The following is a 17,010-nucleotide window of genomic DNA, read 5'->3' as shown; positions in this document are numbered from 1 at the left end:
GAGGCCAGCATGTACATCTATCGTTTGGTCCTGCTTCTGGTCGTGGGGATCTACCTGTTCTCCCCGGCCATCATGGACTGGTGGATCGAACCGACCGGAGCCTGGTACCGCCCTTACCTGCTCTGGCTGATCCTGATCGTCGTCACCTTCATCCTGCAGAGCCAACGAGATGCCGATGAGCTTTAGCCTGACCCAGATGATCCTGATCAGCGCCGGGTACCTCATGGTGCTGTTCGGCGTGGCCTGGATCAGCGAGCGGGGGGTCATCCCGCGTTCGATCATTCGCCACCCGCTTACCTACACCCTGTCGCTGGGCGTGTACGCCAGTGCCTGGGCCTTCTACGGCTCAGTCGGCCTGGCCTACCAGTACGGCTACGGCTTCCTCGCCTGTTACCTGGGCGTGTCCGGCGCGTTCCTGCTGGCACCGGTGCTGCTTTACCCGATCCTCAAGATCACCCGCACCTACCAGCTGTCATCACTGGCCGACCTGTTGGCATTCCGCTTCCGCAGTACCTGGGCGGGGGCGCTGACCACCATCATCATGCTGATTGGCGTGCTGCCTTTGCTGGCGCTGCAAATCCAGGCGGTGGCCGACTCGATCAGCATCCTCACCGGTGAGCCGGTCAAGGCAAGGGTGGCATTCGCCTTCTGTACGCTGATCATCCTGTTCACCATCTTCTTCGGTTCGCGGCACATCGCCACGCGCGAGAAACATGAAGGGCTGGTGTTCGCCATCGCCTTCGAATCGGTGATCAAGCTGCTGGCCCTGGGCGGCATCGGCCTCTACGCCCTTTATGGCGTATTTGGCGGCCCGCACGAACTGGAAGTCTGGCTGCTGCAGAACCAGACCGCCCTGGCCGCCCTGCACACCCCGCTGCAGGAAGGGCCATGGCGCACCCTGCTACTGGTGTTCTTCGCCTCGGCCATCGTCATGCCGCACATGTACCACATGGCCTTCACCGAAAACCTCAACCCACGCTCGCTGGTCAGCGCCAGCTGGGGCCTGCCGCTGTTCCTACTGCTGATGAGCCTGGCCGTGCCGCTGGTGCTGTGGGCCGGCCTGCGCCTAGGCGCCAGTACCAACCCCGAGTACTTCACCCTGGGCCTGGGTATTGCCGCCAACAACGAGGCACTGGCACTGTTGGCCTACATCGGCGGCTTGTCTGCCGCCAGCGGCCTGATCATCGTTACCACCCTGGCGCTGTCGGGCATGGCCCTCAACCACCTGGTATTGCCGCTGTATCAACCCCCGGCCGAGGGCAACATCTACCGCTGGCTGAAGTGGACCCGCCGCGCGCTGATCGTTGCCATCATCACTGCCGGTTTCATGTTCTACCTGACCCAGAACAACCACCAGAGCCTGGCCAACCTGGGCATCGTCGCCTTCGTCGCCACCCTGCAGTTCCTGCCCGGCGTGCTGTCGGTGCTGTACTGGCCCACAGCCAACCGCCGTGGCTTCATCGCCGGGCTGCTGGCCGGCACCCTGGTGTGGATGGTGACCATGCTGCTGCCGCTGCTGGGCAACCTGCAGGGCTTCTACATCCCGCTGCTGGACATGATCTATGTGCTGGACGACACCAGCTGGCACATGGCGGCCATTGCCTCGCTGGCGGCCAACGTGCTGCTGTTTACCCTGATCTCGCTGTTCACCAACGCCAGCAACGAAGAAGTCAGCGCCGCCGAAGCCTGCGCGGTGGACAACGTGCGCCGTCCGCAGCGCCGCGAGCTGCACGCTGCCTCGCCCCAGGAGTTCGCCACCCAGCTGGCCAAACCGCTGGGCGCCAAGGCCGCACAAAAGGAAGTGGAGCAGGCCCTGCGTGACCTCTACCTGCCGTTCGACGAGCGCCGCCCCTATGCCCTGCGTCGCCTGCGAGACCGCATCGAAGCCAACCTGTCCGGGTTGATGGGACCGAGCGTGGCCCAGGACATGGTCGAGACCTTCCTGCCGTACAAGTCCGGTAACGAAAACTACGTGACCGAAGACATCCATTTCATCGAAAGCCGCCTGGAAGACTACCACTCGCGCCTGACCGGCCTTGCCGCAGAGCTCGATGCCCTACGCCGTTACCACCGCCAGACCCTGCAGGAGCTGCCCATGGGCGTCTGCTCGCTGGCCAAGGACCAGGAAATCCTGATGTGGAACAAGGCCATGGAAGAGCTCACCGGCATCGCCGCCAAGCATGTGGTCGGCTCGCGTCTGGTCACCATCGACGAGCCTTGGCGCGGCCTGCTGCAAGGCTTCATCAACGTGCCCGACGAACACCTGCACAAGCAGCGCCTGGCGCTGGACGGCCAGCCGCGCTGGCTGAACCTGCACAAGGCCGCCATCGACGAGCCGCTGGCACCCGGAAACAGCGGCCTGGTGCTGCTGGTGGAAGACCTGACCGAAACCCAGGCACTGGAAGACAAGCTGGTGCATTCCGAGCGCCTGGCCAGCATCGGCCGCCTGGCCGCTGGCGTAGCCCACGAAATCGGCAACCCGATTACCGGCATCGCCTGCCTGGCGCAAAACCTTCGTGAGGAACGTGAAGGTGATGGCGAAATCATCGAGCTGTCCAGCCAGATCCTCGACCAGACCAAGCGCGTCTCACGCATCGTCCAGTCGCTGATGAGCTTCGCCCATGCCGGCGGCAGCCACCAGAACAGCGAAGAGCCGGTGTGCCTGGCCGAAGTGGCGCAGGACGCCATCGGTCTGCTGGCGTTGAACCGGCGTAATTTCGAAGTACAGTTCTTCAACCTCTGCGACCCGGACCACTGGGCCGAAGGGGACCCGCAGCGCCTGGCCCAGGTGCTGATCAACCTGCTCTCCAACGCCCGCGACGCATCAAAGCCCGGCAGCGCCGTGCGCGTGCGCAGCGAAGTGAGCGAGCACACCGTCGACCTGATCGTCGAGGATGAGGGCAGCGGGATACCGAAGAGCATCATGGACCGCCTGTTCGAACCCTTCTTCACCACCAAGGACCCGGGCGAAGGAACCGGACTGGGGCTCGCTCTGGTCTATTCCATCGTGGAAGAGCATTATGGGCAAATCACCATCGACAGCCCGGCCGATATCGAACGGCAACGTGGCACCCGGATCCGCGTGACCCTGCCCCGGCATGTCGTAGCGACGTCCCCTGAAATTCGAGACCGTCGAGAGAATTGAATCAATGCCGCACATTCTGATCGTCGAAGACGAAACCATCATCCGCTCGGCCTTGCGTCGCCTGCTCGAGCGGAACCAGTACCAGGTCAGCGAAGCCGGCTCGGTGCAGGAAGCCCAGGAACGCTTCAGCATTGCCACCTTCGACCTCATCGTCAGCGACCTGCGCCTGCCAGGTGCGCCTGGCACCGAGCTGATCAAGCTCGGCCAAGGTACCCCGGTGCTGATCATGACCAGCTACGCCAGCCTGCGCTCTGCGGTGGACTCGATGAAAATGGGCGCGGTGGACTACATCGCCAAGCCCTTCGACCACGACGAGATGCTGCAGGCCGTGGCGCGTATCTTGCGCGACCGGCAGAACGCTCCGGCCGCTGCACCAGCTGCCGAGCCACGCGCCACCAATGGCAAGGCCGCCCCGGCCGACAAAGCCAGCGCGGCTGCGGCCAATGGCGAAATCGGCATTATCGGTTCATGCCCGCCCATGCAGGACATGTACAGCAAGATCCGCAAGGTTGCGCCCACCGACTCCAATGTGCTGATCCAGGGTGAGTCGGGTACCGGTAAAGAGCTGGTGGCCCGCGCCCTGCACAACCTGTCACGCCGGGCCAAGGCACCGATGATCTCGGTGAACTGCGCGGCCATCCCCGAGACCTTGATCGAGTCCGAACTGTTCGGCCACGAGAAAGGCGCATTCACCGGTGCCAGCGCCGGGCGTGCGGGCCTGGTAGAGGCTGCCGACGGTGGCACGCTGTTCCTTGACGAAATCGGTGAACTGCCACTGGAAGCCCAGGCCCGTCTGCTGCGTGTACTGCAGGAAGGCGAGATTCGCCGGGTGGGTTCGGTGCAGTCGCAAAAGGTCGATGTGCGCCTGATCGCCGCGACCCACCGCGACCTGAAGAACCTGGCCAAGGCCGGCCAGTTCCGCGAAGACCTTTACTATCGCCTGCACGTCATCGCCCTGAAACTGCCTGCCCTGCGCGAGCGCGGCAGTGACGTGAACGAGATCGCCAGCGCCTTCCTCGCCCGCCAACGCGCGCGTATTGGTCGCGACGACCTGCACTTCTCGGCTGAAGCCGAGCAAGCCATTCGTCATTACAGCTGGCCGGGTAACGTGCGTGAGCTGGAAAACGCCGTGGAGCGTGCGGTGATTCTTAGCGAGAGCGCAGAAATTTCGGCCGACCTGCTGGGCATCGACATTGAACTGGGCGACCTGGAGGAGGACGAAGTCCTCAACAACGCCCTGGTTGCAGCCAGTGCTGCCAATGCCAGCCACGAGCCGACCGAAGACCTGTCGCTGGAAGACTACTTCCAGCACTTCGTGCTCGAACACCAGGATCACATGACCGAGACCGAGCTGGCACGCAAGCTTGGCGTCAGCCGCAAGTGCCTTTGGGAACGCCGTCAGCGCCTGGGCATCCCGCGGCGCAAGAGCAACGTTACCAGCGATAACTGACCTGCCTGGCGTACGCCGCAGCATATGCGGCGTCGGGGAGATCGAGCGCCGCCCGCGCGGCGCTTGATCTCACAGGCGCTGAACCTGTCACGGCGAAAACCCAGGTAACACATCAGTCCCCGCAAAAATCTGTTACCCAACCTTTGAGCCGTAACAGTTCCCGAGGCGTACGGTAACGAAATCCTGGCATTTTCAGCCTCTCGAAAATCGCTAGAACGCCTCAACCCCTTGATTTTACTAGGTTTGCAAAAGTTGGCACGGCACCTGCTATATGCTTAGTACAAAAACAATAACAAGCACTGCAACTCAGAATAAGAACAAGACGAAACGGCTCACGCACAATAAAAACAAGACGGCGGAGGCGCAGCTAACTGATTCTTTTGGAGAGGATGCGTGTTTGGGGCTTGCCCCACAACCAGGCAGAGAACAACAAAAACTGCACTAAAAAGCAGCGCCTGAACTGGTTGGATCGACAGATCAACGTGACATCAGCGGCCAAAGCAATCCGTTTGCTCTTAACCCCTGGATTGGGGGTCGTCCACAAGCTTCGAGATTTGTGGACAGGGCACTCAACAAAAACAAGAAGCCCAGCAAAAAAACAATAAGAGCACGCAACGACTTCTTGGGGAGCTTAGGCTCCCCTTGTCGTTTCCACCCTTCTGGCAGGCATCCTGCTACCCGCCTACACCATTCCCTGAGTAAATGCTAGAATCCCCGCCCATCATGCGGCCATTCTCCTATTCTTGGCCGAACATTCCTTCAAACAGTGCATCCCATGCTGAAGAAGCTGTTCCAGTCGTTCCGCCCGCCCGTACCGGGCCAACACCACAGGCGCACCACGCCTGAGGTGATCAACAAGAGCCAGCACTCGCTGCAGCGCCACCAGTTCAGCCGCCATGCGGTGAACATCGTGGAACGCCTGCAAAGCGCCGGCTACCAGGCTTACCTGGTCGGTGGCTGTGTCCGCGACCTGATGCTGGGCATCACGCCGAAAGACTTCGACGTCGCCACCAGTGCCACTCCCGAACAGGTCCGTGCCGAGTTCCGCAACGCGCGCATCATTGGTCGCCGCTTCAAGCTGGTCCACGTGCATTTCGGCCGTGAGATCATCGAAGTCGCCACCTTCCGCGCCCCTCACTCGGAAGACGATCAGGGCGACAGCCACCGTTCGTCGCACAATGCCAGTGGCCGCATCCTGCGTGACAACGTGTACGGCACCCTGGAAGAAGACGCGCAACGCCGCGACTTCACCATCAACGCCCTGTACTACGACCCGGTCAGCGAGCGCATTCTCGATTACGCCAACGGTGTGCACGACGTGCGCAACCGCCTGCTGCGGCTGATCGGTGACCCGACCCACCGCTACCAGGAAGACCCGGTGCGCATGCTGCGCGCGGTGCGTTTCGCCGCCAAACTCGACTTTGGCATCGAAAAGCACACGGTCCAGCCGATTCGCGAACTGGCCCCGCTGCTGCGCGAAATCCCGCCAGCGCGCCTGTTCGAGGAAAGCCTCAAGCTGTTCCTTTCCGGCCAAGGCGCCATCGCTTTCGAAATGCTGGTCGACCTGCAGCTGTTCGAGCCGCTGTTCCCGGCCAGTGCCCACGCCCTGGACGAGCGCCCGACCTACACCCACACGCTGATCAGCCAGGCCCTGAACAACACCGACCTGCGCGTGAAGCAAGGCAAGCCGGTCACGCCGGCGTTCCTGTTCGCTGCACTGCTGTGGCCAGCCTTGCCATCCCGCGTGCTGCACCTACAGAACCAGGGTGTACCGCCGATCCCGGCCATGAACGGTGCCGCTCACGACCTGATCGCCGAGCAATGCGCGCGCATCGCCATCCCCAAGCGCTTCACCCTGCCGATCCGCGAGATCTGGGACATGCAGGAGCGCCTGCCACGTCGCAGTGGCAAGCGTGCCGACATGCTGCTGGACAACCCCCGCTTCCGGGCTGGTTATGACTTCCTGCTGCTGCGTGAAAGCGCAGGCGAAGAAACCGACGACCTCGGCCAGTGGTGGACCGATTACCAGGATGCCAACGACAGCGAGCGCCGCGAGATGATCCGCGAGCTGGGCAGCCGTGACGAAGGCACCGGTGCCGGCCCGCGCAAACGCAAGCGCAGCGGCAGCAAGCGCAAACGCGGTGGCGACGAGGCGTTCGAGTGAAGACCCGCGCCTACGTCGGTCTGGGCAGCAACCTGGACGCACCTGCCGAGCAGCTGCGCAGCGCCTTGCAGGCGCTTGACCAGGTGGACGGAACGCGCCTGGTAGCGGCCTCAGCCCTGTACACCAGCGACTCGTTGCTGCCCGGCCAACCGCGCTACACCAACGCAGTTGCTGCCCTGGACACCGCTCTGCCGCCCCTGGCCCTGCTCGATGCGCTGCAGGCCATCGAGAACGACCAGGGCCGCGTACGCAAGGAACGCTGGGGCCCACGCACGCTGGACCTGGACATCCTGCTGTTCGGTGATCAGGTACTCGACGAACCACGCCTGAAAGTGCCGCACTACCACATGCACGCCCGCCCCTTCGTGCTGTACCCGCTGGCCGAACTGGTACCGGGCGATTTCCGCCTGGCCGATGGCCGCGCCCTCGCACAGTTACTCGACGACTGTCCGTTCGTCGGCCTGGAACGCTTGTAAACCGGGCGTTCCAGCCTGCCACGCCACCGCGGTAACGCCAGTAACACCCTGATCGTAACAATGCGGTAACAGGGTGATTGACTTCCCCCACATCGCTCACGACTATAGGCGTCCCGTGTGACACCAAAGTGCCGCATACCCGTATTTAGGCCCGGACGGACCTGTGCCCGAACATCACGCGCGATGATGTGCCGCTCCGGAAGATGACTACACGCGTTGAATGCAGTCGTTTTTTACAGCGCCTGAACGAGGAATTTCCTACATGCCTGAAGTAACCCTCACCACCCTTAATGGCCTCAAGGCCAAGGGTGAAAAAATCACCATGCTGACCTGCTACGACGCGACCTTCGCCAAGGCCGCCAGCCAGGCCGGTGTCGAAGTGTTGCTGGTGGGCGACTCGCTGGGGATGGTCCTGCAGGGCCACGACAGCACCTTGCCGGTCACCACAGCAGACATGGCCTACCACACCGCCTGTGTCAAACGCGGTAATGACGGCGCCCTGATCCTTGCCGACCTGCCATTCATGGCACATGCCACCCCGGAGCTGGCCTTCGCCAACAGCGCCACGCTGATGCAAGCCGGCGCCCACATGATCAAGATCGAAGGCGCTGCCTGGCTGGCAGAAACCATCCGCCTGCTGGCCGAGCGTGGCGTGCCGGTGTGCGCACACATGGGCCTGACCCCGCAGACCGTCAACGTGCTGGGCGGCTACAAGGTGCAGGGCCGCCAGGAGGCCCAGGCCCGGCAGATGCGTGCCGACGCCATCGCCCTGGAGCAGGCCGGTGCCGCCATGCTGCTGCTTGAATGTGTACCCAGCGAACTGGCGGCAGAAATCACCAATGCCGTGGGCATCCCGGTAATCGGCATCGGCGCAGGCAGCGCCACCGATGGCCAGGTGCTGGTGCTGCACGACATGCTCGGCCTGTCACTGAGCGGCCGGGTACCGAAGTTCGTGAAGAACTTCATGGAAGGCCAGCCAGACATTCAAGGTGCCCTTGTCGCCTATGTCGAGGCCGTCAAGCAAATCAGCTTCCCAGGTAGCGAACACGGGTTCAGTGCATGAATACAGTCAAAACCGTCCGTGAACTGCGTGCAGCCGTTGCCCGCGCCCGCGGTGAAGGCAAACGCATCGGCTTCGTGCCGACCATGGGCAACCTGCACAGCGGCCACGCAGCCTTGGTGACCAAAGCTGCACAGCGCGCCGACTTTGTGGTGGCCAGCATCTTCGTCAACCCGCTTCAGTTCGGCGCCAACGAAGACCTGGACAAATACCCGCGCACCCTGGCCGCCGACCAGGAACGCCTGCTACAAGCCGGCTGCAACCTGCTGTTCGCGCCCACCGTGGAAGAGATGTACCCCGACGGCATGAGCGTGCAAACCCGAGTCAGCGTACCGCAGCTTTCCGAAGGCCTCTGCGGCGCCAGCCGGCCTGGGCATTTCGAAGGCGTGGCCACCGTGGTCAACAAGCTGTTCAACATGGTCCAGCCGGACCTTGCCGTATTCGGTGAAAAGGACTTTCAGCAACTGGCAGTGATCCGTGCCATGGTGCGCGACCTGAACATGCCGGTCCAGATCATCGGCGAGCCCACCGTGCGTGCTGAAGATGGCCTGGCGCTGTCGTCGCGCAATGGTTACCTCACGCCCGAGCAGCGTATTGCAGCGCCCGCGCTGTACCGCACACTGCAGCACATTGCAGCGGGCATCAGCCGTGGCCAACGGGATTTTGCCGCGCTGGTCGCTGAAGGCCAGGCGCAACTGAGCACTGCCGGTTTCCGCCCGGACTACCTGGAAGTGCGTCATGCCGTGAGCCTGCGCCCGGCAATGATCGATGATCGCGACCTGGTTGTGATCGCGGCGGCTTACCTCGGTAACACCCGGTTGATCGACAACCTTTACCTGCACGTCGAAGACAAGACCGCGTAATAGCCTGGGGCTGCTTTGCAGCCCCAAAATCACCCTGCCATACCCATTCCCAGCGCGTGGCCTTTGCCTATAATGATGCCAGCCTGAACCCGGCAATGACTGCCGTGTCCAAGGCATCACCACGCACCAAGGGAACCCCGCGCAATGGCGTATTACCGTACACCCCACGATGTGACGGCCCTGCCCGCCTGGCAGGCGCTTCAGCAACACCGCGACGCCATGCAAGGTTTCAGCATGCGCGAAGCCTTTGCCGCCGATGCCAAACGCTTCGACCAGTTCTCCCTGAGCTGCTGCGGCCTGTTCCTGGACTACTCGAAAAACCTGATCACCGAACAAAGCCGCGACCTGCTGGTCAACCTGGCCAACGAAGTGGGCCTGCAAGACGCCATCAAGTCGATGTTCGGCGGCGAAATCGTCAACGCCTCCGAAGGCCGCCCCGTGCTGCACACTGCGCTGCGCCGGCCAGTGGGCGACAAGCTCAGCGTTAACGGCGTGAACGTCATGCCGGAAGTACACAAGGTGCTCAACCAGATCACCGAACTGGTGGGGCGCATCCACGACGGCCTGTGGCGCGGCTACAGCGAAAAGCCGATCACCGACGTGGTCAACATCGGCATCGGCGGCTCGTTCCTCGGCCCCGAACTGGTGTCCGAAGCACTGCTGCCGTACGCCCAACGCGGCGTGCGCTGCCACTACCTGGCGAACATCGACGGCAGTGAGTTCCACGAGCTGTCGGCCAACCTGCGTGCCGAAACCACCCTGTTCATTGTCTCGTCGAAGTCGTTCAATACCCTCGAGACCCTGAAAAACGCCATGGCCGCGCGTACCTGGTACCTGGCCCAGGGCGGCTCGGAAGCCGAGCTGTACCGCCACTTCATCGCCGTTTCCAGCAACAAGGCTGCGGCCGTGGCCTTTGGTATCCGCGAAGAGAACATCTTCCCGATGTGGGACTGGGTAGGCGGGCGTTACTCGCTGTGGTCGGCCATCGGCCTGCCAATCGCTCTGGCTATCGGCATGGCCAACTTCAAGGAGTTGCTGTCGGGTGCCTACACCATGGACCAGCACTTCCAGACCGCGCCGTTCGACAAGAACATGCCAGTGCTGCTGGCCCTGCTAGGCGTGTGGTACGGCAACTTCTGGGGCGCCAACAGCCATGCGATCCTGCCGTACGATCACTACCTGCGTAACATCACCAAACACCTGCAGCAGCTGGACATGGAGTCCAACGGCAAGAGCGTGCTGCAGGACGGCACCCCGGTGAAAGTTGATACCGGCCCGGTGATCTGGGGCGGCGTCGGCTGTAACGGCCAGCACGCCTACCACCAGTTGCTGCACCAGGGCACCCAGCTGATTCCGGCAGACTTCATCGTGCCGGTGGTGAGCTTCAACCCGGTGGCCGACCATCACCAGTGGCTGTACGCCAACTGCCTGTCGCAGAGCCAGGCGCTGATGCTCGGCAAAACCCGTGAAGAAGCCGAAGCCGAGCTGCGCAGCAAAGGCCTGAATGAAGCGGACATCGAAAAGCTGGCCCCGCACAAGGTGATCCCGGGCAACCGCCCGAGCAACACCTTGGTCGTGGAGCGCATCAGCCCGCGCCGCCTGGGTGCGCTGGTGGCGATGTACGAGCACAAGGTGTTCGTGCAGAGCGTGATCTGGGGTATCAACGCGTTCGACCAGTGGGGCGTAGAGCTGGGCAAAGAGCTGGGCAAAGGCGTATACCAGCGCTTGGTTGGCAGCCTGGAAGACAGCGCCGAAGATGGCTCCACCCAAGGCCTGATCAACTACTTCCGTGGCCGTCACCGCGGTTGATCTAAAGCCTGTAAGGGCCTCTTCGCGGGTTCACCCGCGAAGAGGCCAGCAAGGTTGAACACCTCTCCCAGCTACACTGTCCTATCGAATAGCCGTTGCAGTCCATCGCCCCTTACAAGAGCAGGACCACCCGCCATGTTCGATATCAAGCAGTATCCCAAGGCCCTGGCCGTCAGCCAGTCTGCCGCCCTCACTCCCGACGAATATCGCCGCCTCTACCGCCAGTCGGTCGATGACCCCGATACCTTCTGGGCCGAACAGGCCAAGCGCCTGGACTGGATCAAACCTTGGTCCAGCGTGCAGCAAAGCGACCTGAAAACCGGCAAGGCCCGTTGGTTCGAGGGTGCCCAACTCAATGTCAGCTACAACTGCATCGATCGCCACCTGGCTCAGCGTGGCGAGCAAACTGCCCTGTTGTGGGAAGGCGACGACCCAAAAGACTCAAAAGCCATCACCTACCGCGAGCTGCACCGCCAGGTCTGCCGCCTGGCCAACGCCCTGAAGGCTCGCGGGGTAAAGAAAGGCGACCGGGTATGCATCTACATGCCGATGATCCCCGAGGCCGCCTTCGCCATGCTTGCCTGCACCCGCATAGGCGCCATCCACTCGGTGGTGTTCGGCGGTTTCTCCCCCGATGCCCTGCGTGACCGTATTCTCGATGCCGACTGCCGCACCGTGATCACCGCCGATGAAGGTGTGCGTGGCGGCAAGTGCATCCCGCTGAAACAGAACGTCGACAAGGCCCTTGCCAATTGCCCTGCCGTCAGCAGCGTATTCGTGGTGCGCCGCACCGGTGGCGATGTTGCCTGGGTCGAGGGCCGTGACCTTTGGTACCACGAGGCAACAGAAAATGCCGGCAACGACTGCGTCCCCGAGCCGATGGATGCCGAAGACCCGCTGTTCATCCTCTACACCTCTGGCAGCACCGGCAAACCCAAGGGCGTGCTGCACACCACCGCCGGTTACCTGCTACAGGCGACGATGACCTTCAAGGTGGTGTTCGACTACCGTGACGGCGAGGTGTTCTGGTGCACCGCCGACGTCGGCTGGGTCACCGGCCACAGCTACATCGTCTACGGCCCACTGGCCAATGGCGCGATTTCGCTGATGTTCGAAGGCGTGCCCAACTACCCGGACACCTCACGCTTCTGGCAGGTGGTGGACAAGCATCAGGTGAACATCTTCTACACCGCCCCGACCGCCCTGCGCGCACTGATGCGCGAGGGCTCCGCGCCGCTGCAAAGCACTTCGCGCAAAAGCTTGCGCCTGCTGGGCAGCGTCGGCGAGCCGATCAACCCCGAAGCCTGGGAATGGTATTTCGAGGAAGTCGGGCAAAAGCGCTGCCCCATCGTCGACACCTGGTGGCAGACCGAAACCGGCGGCATCATGCTTACCCCGCTTCCCGGTTCCCAGTCACTCAAGCCCGGCTGCGCGACCCAGCCCATGTTCGGCGTGCAACCGGTACTGCTGGACGAAAAGGGCAAGCTGATCGAAGGCCCCGGCGCCGGCCTGCTGGTGATCAAGGCCAGCTGGCCTGGGCAGATTCGCAGCGTGTATGGCGACCACCAGCGCATGGTGGATACCTACTTCAAGCCCATGCCCGGCTATTACTTCACTGGCGACGGTGCCCGCCGCGATGCCGACGGCGACTACTGGATCACCGGCCGCATCGACGATGTGATCAATGTCTCGGGCCACCGCATCGGCACCGCCGAAGTGGAAAGCGCACTGGTGCTGCATGACAGCGTCGCCGAAGCGGCAGTGGTCGGATACCCCCACGACCTCAAAGGCCAAGGCGTCTACGCCTTTGTCACGCCTATGAATGGCGTGACGGCAGACGACACGCTGAAGGCCGAACTGCTGGCCCTCGTCAGCAAGGAAATCGGCAGTTTTGCCAAGCCCGAGCTGATCCAGTGGGCCCCGGCGCTGCCCAAGACACGCTCAGGCAAGATCATGCGGCGTATACTGCGCAAAATCGCCTGCAACGAGCTGGACAACCTGGGTGACACCTCTACCCTGGCCGACCCCAGCGTAGTCCAAGGCCTTATCGACAAACGCCTCAACCAGTAACCGGCGGCCGCTGCCCATGGCCGCCCTGCACCGCAGGTCGCCATGGAAGCCCTTCGTCGCCGTATCGAAACCCAGGTCATGAGCCTCACCGGGCTGGCCCTCGGCCAGCTCGACCTGGAAACGCCCAAGGGCGACCCCGGCCTGTTCGGCCCTCACAGCATCAGTTGGCAAGTGCATGGCGACTTCCCGAGCATGCTTGTCGGCGGCATCAGTGCACTCATGCTGCAGTTACTGCACCCGCTGGCCCTGGCCGGTGTGTGGGACCACTCCAATTTCCGTGAGGACCTGATCGGCCGCTTGCGCCGTACCAGCCAGTTTATTTCCGGCACCACCTTCGGTTCCACGCGCGATGCCGAATGGCTGATCGACAAAGTGCGCACCATTCACCTGCAGGTCACCGGCACTGCGCCGGATGGCCGCCCTTATGCGGCCAGCGACCCCGACCTGCTGACCTGGGTCCATGTGGCAGAGGTCAGCAGCTTCCTCGCTGCCCACTTGCGCTACCGCAACCCGCAGCTGTCGCGCGCCGAGCAAGATACCTACTACGCCGAAATCGCCCTGATTGCCGAGCGCCTTGGCGCCCGTGACGTGCCACGTTCGTGCCAGCAGATCGAAGACTACCTGCTGCGCATGCGTGCGCAGTTGCGCTGCGACAGCCGCAGCCACGAGGTAGTCGGGATTCTGCTCGATGCACCGGCCCCCAGCCGCCTGGCACAGCCGGTGGGCAAACTGATGCTGCACGCCGGTATCGACCTGTTGCCGGATTGGGCCCAGACCCTGCTCGGCCTGCAGCACGGGCCTTTGCAGCGGCGCCTGATACGCCTGGGCCTGCGACGCACCGCACCGGTATTGCGCTGGGCCATGCGTGACGGTTCGGCGCACCGGGCCAAACGGCGCATGGGCATCGAATAAGGTCAAATGCTCGCCCCTGCGGAACTGATTTAACGTGCCATACTCCAAGCACTCCTGCTTAGACAGACGAAGCGACACATGTACAAAGGATTGACTCGCGCCGCTGGCGCAATCTTGGCCCTGGTGGCCCTCTACAGCCTGCTCGGCTTTCTCATTCTTCCCGGTGTGGCACTGCGCATCGCCAACCAGCAGTTGGCCCAGTACGCGACGGTGCCGGCCCACCTCGAACGGATCGAACTCAACCCCTTCAGCCTGGAGCTGACATTGTGGGGCATGCAGATCGGCGAGCCCGGCAAGGAACAGGTCGGGTTCGAGCGGCTGTACGCCAACCTCTCGCTCGACAGCCTGTGGACCAAAGCGCTGCACCTGGAAGCCGTCGAGCTCAACAAACCGCGTAACGAGGTGCTGTTTGCCAAGGACGGTAGCCTTAACCTGACCGGCCTGTTCAAGCTGCCCGCCAGCGAAGCCAAACCTGACGAGCCACCCAGCGAGCCGTTTCCGCTGCGCATCGGTAGCATCAAGCTCATCGACGGCTACCTGCATTTCGAGGACTTGCGCCCCAGCGAGCCGATCGAGTTCCTCTACGACAACATGAACCTGGAGCTGAAAAACCTCAGCACCTTGCCCGACGACAGTGCCGACATGACCTTGGTGGCCAACGGCCCCAATGGCGGGCGCATTGATTGGAACGGGACCCTGAGCCTGTCACCGATCGCCTCTGAAGGCACGCTGAAGATCACGGAAGGCAAGATGAAGGCATTCTGGCCGTACGTGCGTGATGCCGTGCCACTGGTGCTGGAAGACGGCGTGGTCAGCCTCGACACGCACTACAAGCTCAACCTCGCCAAACAGACAGAGCTGTTGCTGGAAAACACCTCCGTGCGCATTGCACCGTTCGCCATCAAGGCGCCGGATGGCCGCCCCTTGGCACGCCTGGCCAGCCTGGAGGTGAGCGAAACCTCCGTTGACCTGGTCAAGCAACAGGTCACCGTAGGCAAAATCCGCAGCGAGAAACTCGAAACCTGGGCTGCGCTGGAAAAAGACGGCCAGCTCGATTGGCAAAAGCTGTTTGCCAGCCAGCCTGCCAAAGCCACGCCGAAGGAAAAGGCAGAGCCGGCAGCCGCCGAGCCGACACCTGAGCAGCAAGCCGCCAAAGAGCCGAGCAAGCCTTGGCAAGTGCTGCTCAAGGACGTGCAATTGCGCAACTACCTGGTGCACCTGGCAGACCGCAGCCAGAAAGAACCGGTAGCCTTGGACATTGGCCCGCTCAACGCCGACCTGCAAGGCTTCGACAGCCTCAATCAGTCGCCCTTCACGCTCAAGCTCGATACGGGCGTAGGCAAGCAAGGCAAGCTGCAGGCGGCCGGCCAGGTCAACCTGGCGCCAGTATGGGCCAAGCTGGACGTAAGCACCCGCGATATCGACCTGCGCGTAGCACAGGCCTATATCAGCCCGTTCATCCTGCTTGAACTGCGCAGTGGCATGCTCTCCAGCGACCTCAAGGTCGACCTGAAGAACACCGCACCGCTGGCCTTCAATATCACAGGCAAGGCCCAGGTGAACCAGATGCACACCCTCGACACCATCAAGAGCCGCGACTTCGTCAAATGGCAGCAGGTGAACGTCGATGGCTTGTCTTATGTACACGGCGATGCGTTGTCGATCGACAAGGTAACCCTGCTGCAACCCTATGCACGCTTCATCATCAACGAAGACCGCACCACCAACGTCAACGACCTGTTGATCCCGCAACCGGCTGGCACCCCGGCGAAAAGCCAGGCCAAGCCGGCCGCAGCCAGCAATGACAAGCCGCTGGGTATCCACATCGGCCAGATCGACATCAACGACGGCTCGGCCAACTTCGCCGACCTCTCCCTCACCCCCAACTTCGCCACGGCCATTCAGCAGCTCAATGGCCAGATCGGCACCATCGACAACCGCAAGCCGGTGCCGGCCAAGGTCGACGTGAAGGGCAAGGTCGACCGCTATGCACCGGTCACCATCAAGGGCGCACTCAACCCGTTCAACCCGCTGGCCAGCCTGGATATCGCCACCAGCTTCAAGCGCGTCGAACTGACCACCCTCACGCCCTACTCCGGCAAGTTCGCGGGCTACCGCATTCGCAAAGGCCGGCTCAACCTCGACCTGCACTACCTGATTACCAACGGCCAGCTCAAGGCCGAGAACAAGGTGGTGGTGGAGCAACTGCAACTGGGTGAAAAAGTCGACAGCCCAGACGCAGTCGACCTACCGATCCGCCTTGCGGTGGCGTTGCTGAAAGATACCGAGGGCAAGATTTCGATCGAGCTGCCCGTGTCTGGCGACCTCAACAACCCGCAATTCAGTGTGATGCCGATCGTCTGGCAAACCCTGCGCAACTTGGTACTGCGTGCGGCACAGGCGCCGTTCAAGTTCATTGGCGGGCTGATTACCGGCGGTGGCTCGGAAGACCTGGGCAACGTGGCTTTCGCCCCAGGGTCCAGCGAACTCAGTGGCGACGCCCAGTCGTCTCTGGACAAGCTGGCATCCGCGCTGAAAGAACGCCCGGAACTGCGCCTGGAAATCGAAGGCACCAGCGCCCAGGCCAGCGATGGCCCGCTGATCGCCCAGCAGCGCCTGGAGCGTGAGTACCAGGCCACTTGGTACAAGATCCTGCAGCGCCGGGGCGACAAGGTGCCTGCCAATGCCTCGATGCTGGTGGTGGACGACAGCGACAAATCGGCAATGCTCGAAGGCATTTACCGCACTCGCCTGAAGCAGCAGCCACCTGCCGAATGGGAGCAACTGGGCCGCGACGAACGCACCACCAAGCTACGCGAGGCAGTGATCAAGTCGTGAGCCGAGAGTACCGCCTTGCTGCGCACGCTGGGCCAGGAGCGGGCCAGCAGTATCAAGGATTACCTGGTGGACAAGGGCAAGCTGGAAGATGACAGGGTGTATTTCATCGACACCAGCCTTGGGCAGCCTGAGAGCGATGGGCGGGTGGTGACGCCGATGCATCTGGATGCTGAATAATCTCTAAAAGCAGGCCCGGCCTCTTCGCGGGCTCACCCGCGAAGAG

The 17,010-nt window shown here is 62.6% G+C and carries 10 protein-coding genes and 1 pseudogene; all 11 read left to right on the top strand.

The window, feature by feature from the left end:
• Nucleotides 1-9: 9 nt before the first annotated feature.
• The 11 genes and pseudogenes from D8767_RS04595 (at nucleotide 10) to D8767_RS04545 (ending at nucleotide 16,964) form a co-directional block, all read left to right on the top strand.
• On the top strand, nucleotides 10-186 hold the full coding sequence (locus D8767_RS04595; protein WP_003250005.1) for a hypothetical protein: 177 nt from the start codon (nucleotides 10-12) through the stop codon (nucleotides 184-186).
• Nucleotides 170-3,145: a sensor histidine kinase gene (locus tag D8767_RS04590; protein WP_016712069.1), complete on the top strand. Its 2,976-nt coding sequence runs from the start codon at nucleotides 170-172 to the stop codon at nucleotides 3,143-3,145. The genes D8767_RS04595 and D8767_RS04590 overlap by 17 nt, the downstream gene beginning before the upstream one ends.
• A 4-nt stretch (nucleotides 3,146-3,149) precedes the next feature.
• Nucleotides 3,150-4,595 carry a sigma-54 dependent transcriptional regulator gene (locus tag D8767_RS04585; protein WP_016712070.1) on the top strand — a complete coding sequence of 482 codons (1,446 nt, stop codon included), beginning with the start codon at nucleotides 3,150-3,152 and terminating at the stop codon, nucleotides 4,593-4,595.
• Between the two features lie 775 nt (nucleotides 4,596-5,370).
• Nucleotides 5,371-6,759, top strand: a complete 1,389-nt coding sequence (locus D8767_RS04580) for a polynucleotide adenylyltransferase PcnB (protein WP_016712071.1) — start codon at nucleotides 5,371-5,373, stop codon at nucleotides 6,757-6,759.
• Nucleotides 6,756-7,235, top strand: a complete 480-nt coding sequence (gene folK / locus D8767_RS04575; RefSeq protein ID WP_016712072.1) for a 2-amino-4-hydroxy-6-hydroxymethyldihydropteridine diphosphokinase — start codon at nucleotides 6,756-6,758, stop codon at nucleotides 7,233-7,235. The genes D8767_RS04580 and folK overlap by 4 nt, the downstream gene beginning before the upstream one ends.
• Before the next feature lie 262 nt (nucleotides 7,236-7,497).
• A complete protein-coding gene (gene panB / locus D8767_RS04570; protein ID WP_016712073.1) occupies nucleotides 7,498-8,298 on the top strand; it encodes a 3-methyl-2-oxobutanoate hydroxymethyltransferase in 801 nt (266 codons plus the stop codon).
• Complete coding sequence (gene panC / locus D8767_RS04565) at nucleotides 8,295-9,158, top strand: pantoate--beta-alanine ligase (RefSeq protein ID WP_016712074.1); 864 nt, start codon at nucleotides 8,295-8,297, stop codon at nucleotides 9,156-9,158. Before panB ends, panC begins: the two co-directional genes overlap by 4 nt.
• Before the next feature lie 144 nt (nucleotides 9,159-9,302).
• Nucleotides 9,303-10,967, top strand: a complete 1,665-nt coding sequence (gene pgi / locus D8767_RS04560; RefSeq protein WP_016712075.1) for a glucose-6-phosphate isomerase — start codon at nucleotides 9,303-9,305, stop codon at nucleotides 10,965-10,967.
• 135 nt (nucleotides 10,968-11,102) lie between these two features.
• Nucleotides 11,103-13,037, top strand: a complete 1,935-nt coding sequence (gene acs, locus D8767_RS04555) for an acetate--CoA ligase (protein WP_016712076.1) — start codon at nucleotides 11,103-11,105, stop codon at nucleotides 13,035-13,037.
• A 42-nt stretch (nucleotides 13,038-13,079) separates the two neighbouring features.
• The gene (locus tag D8767_RS04550) at nucleotides 13,080-13,949 is read left to right on the top strand and encodes an oxygenase MpaB family protein (protein WP_016712077.1); all 870 of its coding nucleotides are present in this window, start codon (nucleotides 13,080-13,082) and stop codon (nucleotides 13,947-13,949) included.
• Nucleotides 13,950-14,027: 78 nt separating this feature from the next.
• A pseudogene (locus tag D8767_RS04545) lies at nucleotides 14,028-16,964 on the top strand (DUF748 domain-containing protein).
• The last annotated feature ends 46 nt before the right edge of the window (nucleotides 16,965-17,010 follow it).

The organism is Pseudomonas sp. LTGT-11-2Z, assembly GCF_003691445.1.
Lineage (GTDB): Bacteria > Pseudomonadota > Gammaproteobacteria > Pseudomonadales > Pseudomonadaceae > Aquipseudomonas > Aquipseudomonas monteilii.
Note: the sequence above shows the minus strand (reverse complement) of the source record. Positions and strands in the feature narration are given on the sequence as shown.

Coding starts and splice junctions, on each gene's coding strand:
- D8767_RS04595 (WP_003250005.1), top strand. CDS start 10: ATGTACATCTATCGTTTGGTCCTGCTTCTGGTCGTGGGGATCTACCTG.
- D8767_RS04590 (WP_016712069.1), top strand. CDS start 170: ATGCCGATGAGCTTTAGCCTGACCCAGATGATCCTGATCAGCGCCGGG.
- D8767_RS04585 (WP_016712070.1), top strand. CDS start 3,150: ATGCCGCACATTCTGATCGTCGAAGACGAAACCATCATCCGCTCGGCC.
- D8767_RS04580 (WP_016712071.1), top strand. CDS start 5,371: ATGCTGAAGAAGCTGTTCCAGTCGTTCCGCCCGCCCGTACCGGGCCAA.
- panB (WP_016712073.1), top strand. CDS start 7,498: ATGCCTGAAGTAACCCTCACCACCCTTAATGGCCTCAAGGCCAAGGGT.
- panC (WP_016712074.1), top strand. CDS start 8,295: ATGAATACAGTCAAAACCGTCCGTGAACTGCGTGCAGCCGTTGCCCGC.
- pgi (WP_016712075.1), top strand. CDS start 9,303: ATGGCGTATTACCGTACACCCCACGATGTGACGGCCCTGCCCGCCTGG.
- acs (WP_016712076.1), top strand. CDS start 11,103: ATGTTCGATATCAAGCAGTATCCCAAGGCCCTGGCCGTCAGCCAGTCT.
- D8767_RS04550 (WP_016712077.1), top strand. CDS start 13,080: ATGGAAGCCCTTCGTCGCCGTATCGAAACCCAGGTCATGAGCCTCACC.